The 17,810-nt window shown below is 70.5% G+C and carries 9 protein-coding genes; 5 read left to right on the top strand and 4 right to left on the bottom strand.

What is annotated here, in order from left to right; all coding sequences use genetic code 11:
* Window positions 1-93: 93 nt before the first annotated feature.
* Window positions 94-1,812 (bottom strand): maltose alpha-D-glucosyltransferase, encoded by a 1,719-nt coding sequence (gene treS, locus ACWGIF_RS31585; RefSeq protein WP_453502597.1) that lies wholly within the window; start codon window positions 1,810-1,812, stop codon window positions 94-96.
* The gene (locus ACWGIF_RS31580; RefSeq protein WP_453502595.1) at window positions 1,809-3,803 is read right to left on the bottom strand and encodes a maltotransferase domain-containing protein; all 1,995 of its coding nucleotides are present in this window, start codon (window positions 3,801-3,803) and stop codon (window positions 1,809-1,811) included. Before ACWGIF_RS31580 ends, treS begins: the two co-directional genes overlap by 4 nt.
* A 744-nt stretch (window positions 3,804-4,547) precedes the next feature.
* Here ACWGIF_RS31580 and ACWGIF_RS31575 point away from each other — a divergent pair.
* A complete protein-coding gene (locus ACWGIF_RS31575; protein ID WP_453502594.1) occupies window positions 4,548-5,417 on the top strand; it encodes a hypothetical protein in 870 nt (289 codons plus the stop codon).
* Between the two features lie 151 nt (window positions 5,418-5,568).
* The gene (gene glgP, locus ACWGIF_RS31570) at window positions 5,569-8,205 is read left to right on the top strand and encodes an alpha-glucan family phosphorylase (RefSeq protein WP_453502592.1); all 2,637 of its coding nucleotides are present in this window, start codon (window positions 5,569-5,571) and stop codon (window positions 8,203-8,205) included.
* A 147-nt stretch (window positions 8,206-8,352) separates the two neighbouring features.
* Here the strand turns inward: glgP and ACWGIF_RS31565 are convergent, their stop codons facing one another.
* Window positions 8,353-10,620: a M4 family metallopeptidase gene (locus ACWGIF_RS31565; RefSeq protein ID WP_453502590.1), complete on the bottom strand. Its 2,268-nt coding sequence runs from the start codon at window positions 10,618-10,620 to the stop codon at window positions 8,353-8,355.
* A gap of 381 nt (window positions 10,621-11,001) precedes the next feature.
* On the opposite strand from ACWGIF_RS31565, the gene ACWGIF_RS31560 reads away from it, so the two are divergent.
* Window positions 11,002-12,477: an exopolysaccharide biosynthesis polyprenyl glycosylphosphotransferase gene (locus ACWGIF_RS31560; RefSeq protein ID WP_453502589.1), complete on the top strand. Its 1,476-nt coding sequence runs from the start codon at window positions 11,002-11,004 to the stop codon at window positions 12,475-12,477.
* 20 nt (window positions 12,478-12,497) lie between these two features.
* Here ACWGIF_RS31560 and ACWGIF_RS31555 read toward each other — a convergent pair whose 3' ends face one another.
* Window positions 12,498-13,442: a GDP-L-fucose synthase family protein gene (locus ACWGIF_RS31555; protein ID WP_453502588.1), complete on the bottom strand. Its 945-nt coding sequence runs from the start codon at window positions 13,440-13,442 to the stop codon at window positions 12,498-12,500.
* 276 nt (window positions 13,443-13,718) lie between these two features.
* On the opposite strand from ACWGIF_RS31555, the gene gmd reads away from it, so the two are divergent.
* Together gmd and ACWGIF_RS31545 are read left to right on the top strand one after the other, a co-directional pair.
* The gene (gene gmd / locus ACWGIF_RS31550) at window positions 13,719-14,732 is read left to right on the top strand and encodes a GDP-mannose 4,6-dehydratase (protein WP_453502586.1); all 1,014 of its coding nucleotides are present in this window, start codon (window positions 13,719-13,721) and stop codon (window positions 14,730-14,732) included.
* A gap of 247 nt (window positions 14,733-14,979) precedes the next feature.
* Window positions 14,980-17,763, top strand: a complete 2,784-nt coding sequence (locus ACWGIF_RS31545) for a CBM96 family carbohydrate-binding protein (RefSeq protein ID WP_453502585.1) — start codon at window positions 14,980-14,982, stop codon at window positions 17,761-17,763.
* The last annotated feature ends 47 nt before the right edge of the window (window positions 17,764-17,810 follow it).

Here is a 17,810-nt window from a genome sequence, read left to right as displayed (position 1 = left end):
TTGCTTCTCCGGCATGTGCGAGTGTCGGGTCAGATGATCCGTACAGGGGCGGGCGATTGACCCATTCGAGCGGCCCGCCCCGTACTGGGCCCGCTACTCGGCGCGTGGTTCGCCGCGCGGTTCGGGCCGCAGCCGGAACCAGTAGAAGCCGTGTCCCGCCAGGGTCAGCAGGTACGGCCACTCGCCGATCGGCGGGAAGCGCACGTCACCCGTGAGCTCCACCGGGACCCGCCCGTTGAACGACTGCAGATCCAGCTCCGTGGGCTGCGCGAAGCGCGAGAAGTTGTGCACGCACAGCACCAGGTCGTCTCCGTACTCGCGGAGGAACGCGAGCACCGCCGGGTTCGACGACGGCAGTTCGGTGTACGAGCCGAGACCGAAGGCGGGGTTCACCTTGCGGATCTCGATCAGCCGGCGGGTCCAGTGCAGCAGTGAGGAGGGCGACGCCATGGCCGCCTCGACACTGGTGACCTGGTACCCGTAGACCGGGTCCATGATGACCGGCAGGTTCAGCCTGCCCGGATCGCAGGAGGAGAAACCGGCGTTGCGGTCCGGGGTCCACTGCATGGGCGTGCGGACGCCGTCACGGTCGCCCAGCCAGATGTTGTCGCCCATGCCGATCTCGTCGCCGTAGTAGAGGATCGGCGAGCCGGGCAGGGACAGCAGCAGGGCGGTGAAGAGCTCGATCTGGTTGCGGTCGTTGTCCAGGAGCGGGGCGAGCCGGCGCCGGATGCCGATGTTGGCCCGCATCCGCGGGTCCTTGGCGTACTCGGCGTACATGTAGTCGCGCTCTTCGTCCGTGACCATTTCGAGGGTGAGCTCGTCGTGGTTGCGCAGGAAGATGCCCCACTGGCAGCGGTCCGGGATCGCCGGGGTCTTGGCCAGGATTTCGGAGACGGGGTAGCGGGACTCTCTTCGGACGGCCATGAAGATGCGCGGCATGACGGGGAAGTGGAACGCCATGTGGCATTCGTCCCCGCCCTTCGCGTAGTCCCCGAAGTAGTCGACGACGTCCTCGGGCCACTGGTTGGCCTCGGCGAGCAGCACGGTGTCCGGGTAGTGCGCGTCGATCTCGGCCCGCACCCGCTTCAGCAGTTCGTGCGTGCGGGGCAGGTTCTCGCAGTTCGTCCCCTCCTCGGCGTACAGGTACGGGACGGCGTCGAGCCGGAACCCGTCGATGCCGAGGTCCAGCCAGAACCTGAGGGCGGAGACGATCTCCTCCTGCACGGCCGGGTTCTCGAAGTTCAGGTCCGGCTGGTGAGAGAAGAAGCGGTGCCAGTAGTACTGCTTGCGGACCGGGTCGTACGTCCAGTTCGATGTCTCGGTGTCGACGAAGATGATGCGGGCGTCCTGGTATTGCTTGTCGTTGTCGGCCCACATGTAGTAGTCGCCGTACGGACCCTCCGGGTCTTTGCGTGACTGCTGGAACCACTCGTGCTGGTCGCTGGTGTGGTTCATGACGAAGTCGATGATCACCCGCATGCCGCGGGTGTGCGCGGCGTCCACGAACTCCACGAAGTCGGCGAGATCGCCGAACTCGGGCAGCACGGAGGTGTAGTCGGAGACGTCGTAGCCCCCGTCGCGCAGGGGTGAGGCGAAGAACGGCGGCAGCCAGAGGCAGTCGACACCGAGCCACTGGAGGTAGTCCAGTTTGGCCGTGAGCCCCTTCAGGTCCCCGACACCGTCGCCGTTGCTGTCGTGGAAGGAGCGGACGAGGACCTCATAGAAGACGGCCCGCTTGAACCAGTCGGGATCGCGGTCCTTGGCGGGGGTGTCCTCGAACGTGTCGTGGACGGGGTCGTTGATCATCATGTGGTGGGTGACCCTCCGGTGGGCGGGGACGGTCGCAGAGCGGCCAGTACGTGCGCGGGCGTTCGGCCCGGCTCTAGGCGCACGTAGTTCGCCCTGCCCCAGTGATAGGTCTCGCCGGTGAGCTCGTCGCGCACCGCGAGGGACCCGTGCCAGTCGAGGCCGAGTACCGGCATGTCCAACGAGACCGTCGCCTCCTGGGTGTGGTGCGGATCGAGGTTGACGACCACCAGTACGGAGTTGGCTCCGGCGTGCTTCGAATAGGCGATCACCTGTTCGTTGTCGGTCGAGTGGAAGTGGATGTCGCGCAGCTGCTGGAGCGCGGGGTTGCGCCGGCGCATCCGGTTCAGGGCGGTGATCAGCGGGGCGATGGTGGTGCCGTCGCGGTCGGCGGCGGCCCAGTCGCGGGGCCGGAACTCGTACTTCTCGGAGTTCAGGTACTCCTCGCTGCCCTCCCGCACCGGGGTGTTCTCGCAGAGCTCGTAACCGGCGTAGACCCCCCAGGCGGGCGAGAGGGTGGCGGCGAGGACCGCCCGTACCTCGAAGGCGGGACGGCCGCCGTGCTGCAGGTACGCGTGCAGGATGTCCGGGGTGTTCACGAAGAAGTTCGGCCGCATCACGGAGGCGGAGGGGGTGGCCGAGAGCTCGGTCACGTATTCGGTCAGCTCGGCCTTGGTGTTGCGCCAGGTGAAGTACGTGTACGACTGCTGGAAGCCGACGGCGGCGAGCGCGCGCATCATCGCGGGGCGGGTGAAGGCCTCCGCAAGGAAGATCACGTCGGGGTCCGACTTGTTGATGTCCGCGATCACCTTCTGCCAGAAGACGACCGGCTTGGTGTGCGGATTGTCGACCCGGAAGATGCGGACGCCGTGGTCCATCCAGTACCGCAGGATCCGGCACGTCTCCTCGACGATGCCGGCCATGTCGGTGTCGAAGTGGATCGGATAGATGTCCTGGTACTTCTTCGGCGGGTTCTCGGCGTACGCGATCGTCCCGTCGGCCCGGTGGCGGAACCACTCCGGGTGCTTCTCCACCCAGGGGTGGTCGGGGGAGCACTGGAGGGCGAAGTCCAGCGCGATCTCCATCTGCAGCTCGCGGGCGCGCGCGACGAAGGCGTCGAAGTCCTCGATGGTGCCCAGTTCGGGGTGGACGGCGTCGTGCCCGCCCTCGGTGGAGCCGATGGCCCACGGCACCCCGGGATCCCAACTTCCCGCGGAGAGGGTGTTGTTCGGACCCTTGCGGTACGTGCTCCCGATCGGGTGGATCGGCGGCAGGTAGACCACGTCGAATCCCATCCCGGCGATCGCCGGCAGCCGCTCCGCGGCGGTCCGGAAGGTCCCGCTGACGGGAGCCTCGCCCGGCTCCAGCACCGCTCCCTCGGAGCGCGGGAACATCTCGTACCAGGAGCCGAAGAGCGCCCGCTTGCGCTCGACGAGCAGGGGCAGCGGCTTGGAGGCGGTCACCAGCTCCCGGTACGGGCGCCGGGCGAGCGCGGCGTCCACGGCGGGGGCGAGGGCGGCCGTGTACCGTTCGGCGGCCGGCCGGTCCTCGTCCCGCATCACGTCGGCGGCGGCCAGCACGGCCTCCCGGCCGTCGCGCTTGGGAATCCGGGCCCCGGCACGCTCGTAGAGCTCGGCGCCCTCCAGCAGCATGAGGCCGGTGTCGATCCCGGCGGGGATCTTGATCGCGGCATGGGCCCGCCAGGTGGCCACCGGGTCGCTCCACGCCTCGACCGTGTACGTCCACCTCCCCTCGACCTCGGCGGAGACCCGGGCCCCCCACCGGTCGGTGCCGGGGGCGAGTTCGCGCAGCGGTACGGGTGGCCGCAGCCGCCCGCTCGGATCGCGCAGGACGATGTGCGCGGCGACGGCGTCGTGTCCCTCGCGGAACACGGTGGCGGAGATCTCGAAGACCTCGTCGACGACCGCCTTTGCGGGTCTGGCGCCGCAGTCGACGGCGGGGCGGACGTCCAGCACGGGAATGCGACCGATCATGATGGGATCACCTGGGGGCAGTTCGCAGGGCTCGGTGACAACAGGCCGGTCGGAGTCCCGACCGGTAGTGCACGCTCTGTTCGCTCTGTTTCTAGCCGCTCACGGGACGGCTGGGCTGCGGGCATGGCCGCTCCTGTCCGCGTTCACTCGGGTGGCGGGGAGTGGGTTTGTGGGCGGGTGCCTCGTGCGTGTACGACGTGTACCCGGGGAGCCCTTCCCACTCTCGCCCCGCCCAATCCGCGCACTCGGTCAACTACTCGTACGTAGTGGCACGGGCAATACCAAGCCCCGGGTCGACATCCGGCGGGGCTCCGTCAAGTCGGCTGGAACTAAGTGACGTAGGGGAGACACCACCTGTCCCACCAGCCCCGCAAGGCCCTCCCGGACCGTCAGGGCGGCCTGTCGGGAGCCAGGGGCCGGTCCCGGACAGGTGGCGCGTTCGTCTCTGCCCGCGTGCAGTCGCGCCGGACGTCGGCGCCATCCGAAGCGGCCTCGGCAGCGCCGCGTTTCAGCCGCGCGTTCCGCGAGACGTACGGTCTCGGCTCCGAACCCGGCGAACGGCGCGCGCACGCCGGGGCGGTGATCCGGCCGGTCCCGGGGGCGCCTCCCGCCCGGCCGGCCACCGCCGGCCGGCCCCGGTGTCCCGCACGCACCAGCTCTGCCCGAACGGATCCCCGAGTACGAGCCCCTTCGAGCCGGTCCGTGTGAGGTCCGCAATGTCACCCATACGAGGGACAATGCCGCATGGACTCGGAGGCACTGCACGAATTGACGGGCGCACAGCTGCGCACGGCCGACCCCCGGCTGCGGGAGGCCGCCGCCCGGCGGGTGGCCGCCGTGGTGTGGGAGCCGGACCAGGAGCGGTACCTGGCCTCCGCGCTGGCCCACGCCGCCGTCCGGGAGGACGACCCGGCCGCCCTGGAAGCGGAGCTCGACGCGCTGCCGGCCGTCGAACCGGCTCTGGACGACACCGCGCTGAACAGCCTCGCCATCCTGCGCACCGACTCCCCGGTGGCGGCCGCGCTGCTCGCGCGGGCGGCGCGGCTGCAGATCGCCGGACCGGCGGAGCCGGTCGGCGACGCGACCCGGGTGGTCGTGCGCTGCACGCGCGGCATCCCCCACACCGGGCTCCCCCTGCGCACCCGGGGCGGCGCGTGGGTGGTGCTGCAGCGGATCGAGTTCTACGGCAAGGCGGTGGACCGGCTGGATCCCGGCTGCTCGGGAAGGGTGCTGCTGTCCGGACCCGGCGCGCGGGAGCTGGCCGAATGGGACTGCATGGACGCCGAACCCCGGGCCCGGGAGTCCGTACCGCGGCTGCGCGCGGGCGACCCCCGGCTGAGGGAGCGGGCGGCCGACGAGATCGCCGACCAGCCGGACTCCTGGGCGCCCGAGGTGGGCCGCTACCTGTGCGGCGCGCTGGCCCGGGCCGCCGTACGGGAGACGGACCACCACGCACTGGAGTCCCAGCTGAACGCGCTGCTCCGGCTGGGCCGCTTCCTGGCGCAGCCCGCGTACGCGCTGCTGCGCACGGTGGACCGCGCCGTACTGCCCGAGGTGCTGCGTCCCTACCTGGACGACCTGTTGGAGGGGCAGCGGCCCGACGCCGTTCGATGAGGCGGTCCTCGCCGCGGCGGTCCCGGAACGCCGCCCGCCGAAGGCGCCATGGCCGGAACCCACGGGCCTCGCTAGCCTTCCCGGGGTGATGCGCGGGTGCACAGCGTGGTGCGGCCGCTCCGATCCGTAATCCCCTGCGAAGGTGGAACACGTGAAGGCTATCCGTCGATTCACCGTGCGCCCCGTCCTCCCGGAGCCCCTGCTGCCGCTCACCGGCCTCGCGCGCAATCTGCGCTGGTCCTGGCATGCCGAGACCCGTGAACTCTTCCAATCCGTCGACCCCGAGGTCTGGCAGGCCGCCGGGGGCGATCCCGTCCGCCTGCTCGGCGCCGTCTCCGCCGCCCGGCTCGCCGAACTGGCCGAAGACCGCCGGTTCCTGCGGCGGCTCGCCGTCGTCGCCGCCGACCTCGATGACTATGTGAACGGCGGGAGGTGGTACCAGAGCCAGGAGAACGGCGCGGAACTGCCTGCCGCCATCGCCTATTTCTCCCCCGAATTCGGTATCACCGCCGCCCTGCCGCAGTACTCCGGCGGCCTCGGCATCCTCGCCGGGGACCACCTGAAGTCCGCCAGTGACCTCGGCGTCCCGCTCATCGGCGTGGGGCTGCTCTACCGGCACGGCTACTTCCGGCAGTCGCTGTCCCGCGACGGCTGGCAGCAGGAGCACTACCCCGTACTCGACCCCAACGAACTCCCGCTCTCCCTGCTCCGCGAGGAGGACGGGTCCCCCGCCCGCGTCTGTCTGACCCTGCCCGGCGGCCGCGCCCTGCACGCGCACATCTGGCAGGCCCGCGTCGGGCGGGTGCCGCTGCTGCTCCTCGACTCGGACGTCGAGGACAACGACGCCGCGGCCCGCGAGGTGACCGACCGCCTCTACGGCGGTGGCAGCGACCACCGGCTGCTCCAGGAGATGCTCCTCGGCATCGGCGGCGTCCGCGCCGTCCGGCTGTACTGCGGGCTCACCGGGCACCCCGCCCCCGAGGTCTTCCACACGAACGAGGGCCACGCCGGTTTCCTCGGGCTGGAGCGCATAAGGGAACTGGAGAGGGAGCAGGGGCTGGGCTTCGACGCCGCCGTCGAGGCGGTGCGCGCCGGAACCGTGTTCACCACGCACACTCCCGTCCCGGCCGGGATCGACCGCTTCGAGCGGGCCCTGGTCGCCCGGCACTTCGGAGAGGGCGGGGAGCTCGCCGGCGTGCCGGTCGAGCGGATCCTGGAGCTGGGCGCCGAGACGTTTCCCGGGGGCGACCCCGGGGTGTTCAACATGGCGGTGATGGGACTGCGTCTGGCCCAGCGGGCCAACGGGGTGTCGACCTTGCACGGGGAGGTCAGCCGGGGGATGTTCGCCGGGCTGTGGCCCGGCTTCGACCCGGCCGACGTGCCCATCGTCTCCGTGACCAACGGCGTGCACGCCCCGACCTGGGTGGCCCCCGAAGTGGTCCGGCTCGGCGCCCGGCAGATCGGCGCCGGCCGCACGGAGGACGCCTTGTCGGTCGGCGGTTCCCAGCGCTGGGACGCGGTCGCCGAGATCCCGGACCAGGACGTGTGGGATTTGCGGCGGGTGCTCCGGGAGCAGCTCGTGCAGGAGGTACGGGACCGTCTGCGGGCCTCGTGGCGCCAGCGCGGGGCCGCCGCCGCCGAACTGGGCTGGGTGGACTCCGTACTCGATCCCGACGTCCTGACCATCGGCTTCGCCCGGCGCGTGCCCTCGTACAAGAGGCTGACGCTGATGCTGCGCGACCCGGACCGGCTGCGCAGGCTGCTGCTGGACCCGGACCGGCCGGTGCAGATCGTCGTGGCGGGCAAGGCGCATCCGGCCGACGACGGCGGGAAGCGGCTCGTGCAGGAGCTGGTGCGGTTCGCGGACGACCCGCGGGTGCGGCACCGGATCGTCTTCCTGCCCGACTACGGCATGGCCATGGCGCAGAAGCTCTACCCGGGATGTGACGTCTGGCTGAACAACCCGCTGCGGCCGCTGGAGGCGTGCGGGACGAGCGGGATGAAGGCCGCGCTGAACGGCTGCCTCAACCTGTCCGTGCTGGACGGGTGGTGGGACGAGTGGTTCGAGCCGGACTTCGGCTGGGCCATTCCGACCGCCGACGGGCTCGGCGCGGACGAGGACCGGCGGGACGACCTGGAGGCCAATGCCCTCTACGAGCTGATCGAGGGCCGGGTCGCGCCCCGGTTCTACGACCGGGCCGGGCGCACCGGGCTTCCGGTGCGGTGGATCGAGATGGTCCGGCGCACGCTCGTCTCACTGGGGCCGAAGGTCCTCGCGGGACGGATGGTGCGGGAGTACGTGGAGCGGCTCTACACGCCGGCCGCGCTCGCCCACCGGGCCCTGGACGCCGGGGCGGCGCGTGACCTCGCCTGGTGGAAGGGGCGGGTCCGTGCGGCCTGGCCGCGGGTCTCCGTCGAGCACGTGGAGACGCTGGCCGAGGCTCCCGTCAACGGCACCGCGGAGCTGGGGGCCACCCTCACCCTGCGGGTGCAGGTGGCACTGGACGCGCTCGGACCCGAGGACGTCGAGGTGCAGGCCTTCGCCGGCCGGGTGGACGCGCAGGACGTGATCCGGGACGGGCGGACCTTCCCGCTCAAGGCGGCCGCGGGTCCCGACCTCGAGGGCCGCTGGGTGTACGAGGGGCCGCTCGCCCTCGACCGCACCGGGCCGTTCGGCTACACGGTACGCATCCTGCCGGCGCATCCGCTGCTGGCGACCCCGGCCGAACTGGGGCTGGTCGCGGCCCCGGTGGCCACGGACGCCGGGGGCGGCATACTGCTCCGGTAGGAGCGCGGCGCCACCGGCCCGGGGGACGGGCGGCCGGTCCACCGGCCGCCCGTCAGGGTCCATGGAACAGGGCCGCCCGGGGAGGTTTCCTCCCGGGCGGCCCCGTGATCTATCTGTTCAGCTGTCGCTCAGGCGACCCCGGTGGGGTCAGAAGGTGAGCTTCCAGCTGTCGATCTTGCCGGTGTCGAGGCTCGCGAGGTCCGCGACACGCAGCTTCCAGACACCGGCCGCGACCTCGGAGGAGGCGTTCACGGTGAAGGACTGGACGATGTTGTCCGCGCTGCCGCCGCTGCGGTTGCGCAGGTTGTAGACGGTGCCGTCGGGGGCGACCAGGTCGACCCTCAGGTCACCGACGTAGGTGTGCTGGATGTTCACGTCCACCTTGAGGGCGCTCGATGCGTTGCCCGTGCGGTTGACGGTGACCGGGGACTCGACGGTCGAGTTGTCCGCGATCGCGTAGTCGGTGGTGTTCTCGAAGACCGTCTGCTGGGTGGTGCCGACCGTCCAGGTGAACGCCGCGGTGCCGGTCTGGTTCTGTGCGTCCCTCACCGTGACGGTCACGTTGGACGTGCCCGCGGTGGAGGCCGTACCGGAGATCAGGCCGGTCGAGGAGTTGATCGACAGCCCGGCCGGGAGGCCGGTCGCCGAGTAGGTCAGCGCACCGGGGTTGGTGCTGCTGGCCTGGATCTGGAGGCTGACGGCGCTGCCGGTGACGGTGTTCTGGTTGCCCGGGCTGGTGACCGAGACACCGTTCACGATGCGCGGGCCGACGTTGACGGCCGCCCAGGCGTTGGCCGTGTTGTTGTACGTCGCCGAGCCGGCACCGTACAGGTCGGCGGCGGCCTGCAGGGTGGCCGTACGCGCAGCCGCGTAGTTGGTGTTCGACTTGAACAGACCGGTGGTCAGCGCGCGGAACCAGATCTTCGAGGCGGCGTCGCGGCCGATCGGGGTGACCGGGAGGCCGTCGGAGGTCGGCGAGTCGTAGCTCACGCCGTTGACCACCTTGGCGCCCGAGCCCTCGGAGGCCAGGTAGTACCAGTGGTTGGCCGGGCCCGAGGAGTAGTGGACGTCGATGGAGCCGATGCCCGAGTACCAGGCGTCCTTGGACGAGCCGTCCTTGCTGGGCTTGTCCATGTAGCGCAGCGGGGTGCCGTTGCCGCGGATGTCGATCTTCTCGCCGACCAGGTAGTCGCCGACGTCCTGCGCGTTGTTGGCGTGGAACTCCACGGCCGCGGCGAAGATGTCGGAGGTCGCCTCGTTCAGGCCGCCGGGCTCACCGCTGTAGGTCATGTTGCCGGTGACCGAGGTCAGGCCGTGCGTCATCTCGTGCGCGGCCACGTCGATGGAGGTGAGCGGCTTGGCGTTGCCGTCACCGTCGCCGTACGTCATGCAGAAGCAGGAGTCCTGCCAGAAGGCGTTCACGTAGTTGTTGCCGTAGTGGACCCGGCTGTACGGGGCCACGCCGTCGTTGCGCAGGCCGTTGCGGCCGTGCACGTTCTTGTAGTAGTCCCAGGTGAGGGCCGCGCCGTAGTGCGCGTCGGCGCCGGCCGTCTCCAGGTTGGCGGGCAGGCCGTTGCCCCAGATGTCGTCCGAGCCGGAGAACAGCGTGCCGGTGCCGGAGGTGCCCCGGTTGAGGTTGTAGGTCTTGTGGCTGCCCCGGGCGGCGTCGGTCAGGTTCCAGGTGCTGCCCGACTGCGTGGTGCCGAGCGTCACCTGCCCGCTGTACTGCGTGTTGCCGGTGCCGGTCTCGACGGCCTGCCACTCGGTGATCTTGGCGCCCGTCTTGGCGTTGGTCACCACGTGCAGCTCGTTCGGCGTGCCGTCGTGCTGGAGTCCGCCGACGACGGTCTCGAACGCGAGGACCGGAGTCCCTTCGGCCGCCCAGATCACCTTGCGGGCGCCCTTGGTGGCCTTGGCCTCCTTGGAGCCCTCGGCGCCGGCGGCCGCGACGGCCTGGCTCTCGGCGGCGGCCGGGGTGACGGTGGCGTTGGTGTCGGCGACCTTGATCTCGTGATGGGTCGCCTTGGTGACGCTCTTGGTGACACCGTCCTTGGCGTGGACGGTCAGGTCACCGCCGAGCACCGGGAGTCCGTCGTAGGTGCGCTCGTAGGTGGTGTGCGTGGTGCCGTCCGCGTCCTTGACGACGTCGCGGACGACGAGCTTCTCGCCACTGCCGAGGCCGAGCGCCTTGGCGGCCTGCGCGGTGGTCGAGTTGGCCTCGGCGAGGAGCGTCGCACGCTCCGAAGCGCTGAGTACGCGATTGGCCGCGCCCGGGTTGGACTGGACGGCCTTGGGTGCCTGTGACGCGGTGGCGTCGGCGGTGGCGGTGCCGGTCTGTATGCCTACGGCGAGCATGGCTGCCGCCGCAACGAGCGCGCCGGCCGCGGTGGCACGCCTCTGGGGGGTGGACCTCAACGCAGACTCCTTCTGCAAGGGGGGTTCCGGATGGCTGGGTGGGCCTCCGGGCAGAACAGGGCTGGTGCGATGAACGGTCGAAGAGTGCCACTTGCAGGGGGAGATGTCAGGGTCGCGTCAAAAGGTTGGCCGGAAACGGTCCGTTGTCCGAAGATACGTATCCGGTATCCGAACCATTCACCTTCGTGTGCCTGAGAAGACGTCCAGCATTCGGAACGGTTGATACCGGTTGCTAACACTTGCGCAACAAGAGGCTACGTTGACCCAAACGGCGTTTACCGTACGGGTGTTTGTCGTACTGTTTGCCGGTGCGGCAGATGTTCGTTGCCTGGGGAAGCCATGGACACCCGCACTGTCATAGACCACGTGCCAGGGGGGCCCATGAGGCATGTCCATTTTCCTGCGCAAAGAGTGGCCCGAACGGCCCAGGAGTCCGTTGTGCCCGCGCGACGCCTCGGGGACAAGGCCCGCTGGTACCGCCCGGCCGCAGTCGCCGCGGACTTCTTCGGCGCAGCCCTCCCGGTAGGGCTCGTCTTCGACGCCGCGCAGCAGGTCCGGCCCCTCTACTGCGCCCTGGCCGCCGCCGTGGCCTGGACCGGGGTCCAGGCGCTGCGCCGGCGGTACGCGACCCGGGTGCTCGGCGAGTCCCGCGGTGTGCTGCCGGTCGTCCACGACTGGCTGATTCTCATCGGCGTGCTCGCCGTGGCCCGCGTGGTCACCGAGGAGGCCACCCCGCGGCTGTCGGCTCTCGGGGCGCTCCTTCCCGCTCTGCTCATCACCGTCGCCTGCCACAAACTGACCTACCGCCACCTTTCGGCGGCCCGCCGCGAGGCCCAGGCCGTCAGCCGGGTGCTCGTCATCGGTGAACCCGACGCGGCCGAGGACGTCATCGCGCACCTCGCCGCCCGTACCGACCACCCGTACGTGGTCGTCGGCGTGGTTCCGGTCGGCGGCGGGTCGGTCGTCAGCGGGGTGCCCGTGGCGGCCCGGCTCGACGCGACGGCGCCCGAAACCGCCAACGGCGACTCCGCGGCGGTGCTCGGCGCCGTCCGGAGCCACAACGCCGATCTGGTGCTCGTCGCCCCCGGCGTGCGGATCACCGGAGAGCGGCTGCGCCGGGTCGCCTGGGCGCTGCACGACGCAGGGCTCGAACTCGCCGTCTTCCCCGGACTGGTGGAGGTCTCCGTCAAGCGGCTGGAGACCCTGTCCGCGGGCGGACTCGCCGTGCTGCGGGTCGCGCCGCCGGTCAGCCGCGGTGTGCAGACCCTGCTCAAGTCGGCCCTGGACCGGGCCGGAGCCGCGGCCGGACTGCTGCTGCTCTCCCCGCTCTTCCTCGGGATCGTCCTGGCCATCCGCTTCGGCTCGCGCGGCCCGGCCTTCTACCGCCAGCAGCGCATCGGCCGCGACGGGGTCCCCTTCGTCATGTGGAAGTTCCGCACCATGGTCGTGGACGCCGACGCCCTCAAGGCCGAGCTGTCCGGGGCCAACGAGAACGACGGCCTGATGTTCAAGATGCGCCGCGACCCCCGGGTGACCCGGGTGGGCCGGCTCCTGCGCCGGACCTCGCTGGATGAACTGCCGCAGCTGGTCAACGTACTGACCGGCGACATGTCGCTCGTCGGCCCGCGTCCGCCGCTGCCGGAGGAGGTGGCGCAGTACGACGAGGTCGAGCTGCGCCGGCTCACCGTGCGGCCCGGGATGACGGGGTTGTGGCAGATCAGCGGGCGGTCCGATCTGTCGTGGGACGAAACGATTCAGCTTGACCTGCAGTACGTCGACAACTGGTCCTTCACCAGTGACGTCGACGTCATGGGTCGCACGCTCCGCGCCGTCGTCGACGGTCGCGGAGCGTACTGAGGCCGAGGCCGCCTGTGCGATCAGCCCTGCTCGCGCCACCACTTGTACGTGGCGGCGATGCCGTCCCGCAGCGGGATGCCGGGCTTCCAGCCGAGCGAGGTCAGGCGGCCGACGTCCAGGAGCTTGCGCGGGGTCCCGTCCGGCTTGGAGGTGTCCCAGGCCAGCCGGCCCCGGAAGCCGGTCACGTCGGCGACCGTCTCCGCCAGCTCCCTGATCGTCAGGTCCTCGCCGCAGCCGATGTTGACGGGCTCGTCGCCGTCGTAGTCGGAGAGCAGCACGGCGCAGGCGGCCGCCAGGTCGTCCACGTGCAGGAACTCCCGGCGCGGAGTGCCCGAGCCCCACAGGGTGACCTCGTCGCGGCCCTCGGCGGCGGCCTCGTGGAAGCGCCGGATGAGCGCGGGCAGTACGTGCGAGGACTCCAGGTCGAAGTTGTCGCCCGGGCCGTAGAGGTTCGTCGGCATGGCCGAGATGTACGAGGCCCCGTACTGCTTGCGGTACGACTGGACCTGGACGATGCCGGCGATCTTCGCGAGGGCGTAGGCCTCGTTGGTCGGCTCCAGCGGACCGGTCAGCAGCGCGTCCTCGCGGATGGGCTGCGGAGCCAGCTTCGGGTAGATGCAGGACGACCCGAGGAACAGCAGCCGGCCCACGCCGGCGGCGTGCGCGCCGCCGATCACGCTGAGCTGGATCTGCAGGTTCTCCTCGAGGAACTGCACCGGGTAGGTGCTGTTGGCCATGATCCCGCCGACCTTGGCGGCGGCCAGCACGACGGCGTCCGGGCGGACGTCCTTCAGGTACGCCCCGGTCGCGGCGGCGTCGCGCAGGTCGAGGTCGGCACGGCCCCGGGTGAGCACCTCGTGGCCGTCGGCGGTCAGCCGCCGGGCGACCGCGGACCCCACGAGGCCGCGGTGGCCCGCGACGAAGACGCGGGCGTTCGGGGGCAGGAGCGGCAGCGAACTTGTCATACCGCCGATGATGCCAGTCCGCTCCCGCGCGGGTGGCAGGGGTACGCCGCCCGGGCCGCCGTGCCCCGCGCGCGGCTGCGCCGCCCGGAGCGCGAGTCCCGCCGCCCACCGGGCCGGTTCCGTCCGGGCCGTCGCACGGTGCGTAGGGCCGAATCCGCCGCAAAGGCGGCCGGACCCGGCGTGTACGGTACGCATCCAGCCCCCGGGCCGCGGCCCGTACGCACCTCGAGGCGCAGCCTCATCACCACGACCAGCAACCACCACCAGGGGGACCCCATGGGCAAGACCGCACTGATCACCGGCGTCACCGGGCAGGACGGCTCGTACCTCGCCGAACTGCTTCTCTCCAAGGGATACACGGTGCACGGGCTGGTGCGGCGGTCCTCCAGCTTCAACACGGAGCGGGTCGACCACATTTACCAGGACCCGCACACGGACAACCGTTCCTTCGTGCTGCACCACGCCGACCTCTCCGACGGCGTCGCGCTGGTGAACCTGCTCCGCGACATACGCCCCGACGAGGTCTACAACCTCGGCGCCCAGTCCCACGTCCGCGTCTCCTTCGACGCCCCGCTCTACACGGGCGACGTGACCGGCCTCGGCGCGCTGCGGCTGCTGGAGGCCATCCGGGCCAGCGGTGTCGACACCCGCATCTATCAGGCCTCGTCCTCCGAGATGTTCGGCGCCACCCCGCCCCCGCAGAACGAGGGCACCCCGTTCCACCCGCGCAGTCCGTACGGCGCCGCGAAGGTCTTCGCGTACTGGACCACGGTGAACTACCGCGAGGCGTACGACATGTTCGCCGTCAACGGGATCCTCTTCAACCACGAGTCCCCGCGCCGCGGCGAGACCTTCGTGACCCGCAAGATCACCCGCGCGGTCGCCCGCATCAAGGCCGGTCTGCAGGACCACCTCTACCTCGGCAACCTCGACGCGGTGCGCGACTGGGGCTACGCGCCCGAGTACGTGGACGCCATGTGGCGGATGCTCCAGCAGGACGAGCCCACCGACTACGTCGTCGCCACCGGTGTGGCCGCCACCGTCCGCGAGTTCGTCGAGTCCTCCTTCACGCACGCCGGTCTCGACTGGAACGAGCACGTGCGTTACGACGCCAAGTACGAGCGCCCCAGCGAGGTCGACGCCCTCATCGGCGACGCCTCGAAGGCCCATGACCTGCTTGGCTGGAAGCCGTCGGTCCTGGTGGCGGAGCTGGCGCAGATCATGGTCGACGCCGACATCCGTCAGGTTGAGGACCAACTGGCGGGCGTGACGGTCCGCATCGACCGCTGAGGCCTTATATTTCCCCTACGGTTTGCCGTGTTCCGGCCATGCTCTGCAGCTCTTTGGCGGTGTGGCCGGGGTAAACCTGCCGTATGTCCGTAGTGCACCCTCCATGCTGAACCCTGTTGATTCCAAGTTGGTATGCAATGGGTCAAGTGAGGTGACCGGGCCCTCACGTGAGCCCTAGTCTGCGCCAGTACATATGGCTGTTCGGATAGTTCCAGCCATCAAACCGGGCAATTGCCCTGGGGGGCTCATGCGTAGATCCAGAGGGCTGACTGCCGCCCTCGTCCTGTCACTGGCCGGTGCCGGCACCGGCATAGGCTTTGTGCTGATGCCTCAGGCGTCCGCCATCACGCCGCCAGTGGCATTCACCGCCGACGAGCTGCCGACCTGGCAGCCGGACGGCATCGTCTGGGCCATGGCCCAGACGAACGGCACCGTCTTCGCCGGCGGTACCTTCTCGGCCGTCCGCCCGCCCGAGGGCACCGCGGGCGCGGAACAGGAGGCCGTGAACTTCGTCGCGCTCGACGCGGCGACGGGTAACCCCACCTCCTGCAAGCTCGCCTTCACCATCGGCGACGGCACCGCGACCGTGCGCGCGCTGGTCGTCTCGAAGGACAACAAGACCCTCTACGCGGGCGGCTCCTTCGGCGCCGTCAACGGCACCCCGGTCTCCAGCGTCGCGGCGATCGACATCGCGACCTGCACCCCCAAGGCATCGTTCCACCCGAGCTTCCCCGCCACCGTGCGGGCGCTCGCCGTCACCGACGACACCCTGTACGCGGCGGGCGACTTCAACGCCGTCGAGGGCCAGACCCGCGAGCGGTTCGCCGCCGTGGACGCCTCCTCCGGTGCGCTGAAGCCCTTCGTCGCCAACGCCGACGAGCCGGGCCGCGCGATCGAGGTCACCCCCGACGGCAAGAACGTGCTGCTCGGCGGCGACTTCTTCACGGTCAACGGCTCCAACAGCCACGCCCTGGCCGTGGTCAACGCCGCCACCGGCGCGGTCACCAAGACCTACACCAACATCCCGTCGAACTCGGTCGTCAAGGACATCTCCACCGACGACAACGGCGGCTTCTACACGGGCAACGAGGGCTCCGGCGGCGGCGTCTTCGACGGCCGCATCGGCCTGCGCCTGAGCGACTTCAGCGAGAAGTGGCGCGACCGCTGCCTCGGCGCGACCCAGTTCGTCCTGCCGTACGAGGGCGTGCTCTACAGCTCCTCGCACGCGCACGACTGCTCCACCGAGCTCGAGTTCCCCGACGGCAAGCGGAACTTCCTGCTGGCCCAGCCGACCAACCACGAAGGCGCCGCCCCCGCGCCCGTGGACGGCTTCGTGCGCGGCCCGGGCAAGCTCGGCTGGCACCCCACGGCCAACGACGGCCTCGGCGAGGGCATCGGTCCGCGCGTCATGGCCGTGGCCGACAAGAACGATGTCAAGTACATGTGGGTCGGCGGTGAGTTCACCCTCATCAACGGCAAGGCCCAGCAGGGTCTGACCCGGTTCGCCTCCACCGGCGACGTCGGCGCCCCGACCACCCCGGTGGCCAGCGCCGCGAGCGTCAAGCCCGGCGAGGTCCAGGTCCGCTGGCGCACCAGCTACGACGCGGACGACAGCAAGCTGACGTACCGCATCTACCGCAACGGCTCGGCCACCCCGGCCGCCACGGTCACCGCGAGCTCGCTCGAATGGGAGCGCCCGCAGGCCTCCTGGACCGACACCACGGTCAAGGCCGGCCAGACCTACACCTACCGGGTGACCGCGACCGACGCGGCCGGCAACACCAGTGCCCTGTCGGCCGTCGCCTCGGTGACGGTCCCGAGCTCGGTCCAGTCCTACCCGAACCAGGTCCGCGCGGACGGCGCCCAGTTGTACTGGCGCTACGACGACACCGTCAGCCCGTACGTCGCCGACTCCTCCGACGGCGGCAACACCAGCGGCATCCAGGTCAACGCCCCGGCCCTGCGCCAGACCCCCGGCGCCGTCTCCGGCACCAGCACGGCGATGGGCTTCAACGGAACCAGCCAGCAGGTGCACGGCGACCGCCGTCAGTCGGTCGGCAACACCTTCACCGTCGAGACCTGGTTCAAGACGAACACCACGCGCGGCGGCAAGCTGATCGGCTTCGGCAACAACACCACGCGCAACAGCGGCTCGTACGACCGGCACATCTACATGACCAACACCGGCCGGCTGGTCTTCGGCGTCTACAACGGCTCGACCCGGACCGTCTCCACCGGCCTGTTCGAGACGTACAACGACAACAAGTGGCACCACGTGGTCGGCACCCAGGGCCCCGGCGGCATCACGCTGTACGTCGACGGCCAGAACAAGGGCACGCTGAACGCCACCAGCGGCCAGTCCTACGCGGGTTACTGGCACGTCGGCGGAGACAACCTCGCCAGCTGGCCCACGCGCCCGACGAGCAACTTCTTCGCCGGTCAGATCGACGAGACGGCCGTGTACCCGACGGCGCTCACCCAGGCCCAGGTCAAGAACCACTTCGACCTGGCCAAGGCCCCCACCGACACGGTCTCCTCGGTCAAGACGACCGAGGACACCTACATCAACCAGGGCGCCCCGAGCACCGCCTACGGCACGTCCACCTCGCTCGCGGTGCGCGGCAGCGGCTCGCTGTACCAGTCGTACCTGCGCTTCGACCTGCCGGCCGCTCCGGCCGGCCAGGTCCTGAAGGCCGCCTCGCTCCAGTTCAAGACGAGCACACAGACCGGCGCCGGCACCGCCGACACCGTGTCCGTGGTCCCGGTCACCGGCACCTGGACCGGTGCGGGCACCACCTTCAACACCAAGCCCGCCCTCGGCACCACCCCGCTCGGCAGCATCGCGGGCGTGCCGGACGGCTCGGCGATCCACAGTGTCGAGCTGGACACCACCGCGCTCACCGCGGTGCTGGGCAGCAGCTACAGCCTGGGCCTGACGAGCACGGGCACCGACCCGCTGTGGATCTGGTCCTCGGAGGCCACGGCGGCGGAGGGCACACCGCAGCTGGTTCTCACCTTCGGCGCGAACTAGCGACACCGAAGCAACCGCCTGACGGCGTGCGGGGCCCGGCTCTACAG

The sequence above is a fragment of the Streptomyces sp. NPDC054849 genome, assembly GCF_053610945.1.
The sequence above is the reverse complement of the archived record's forward strand: the minus strand, read 5'-3'. Positions and strand labels throughout refer to the sequence as shown.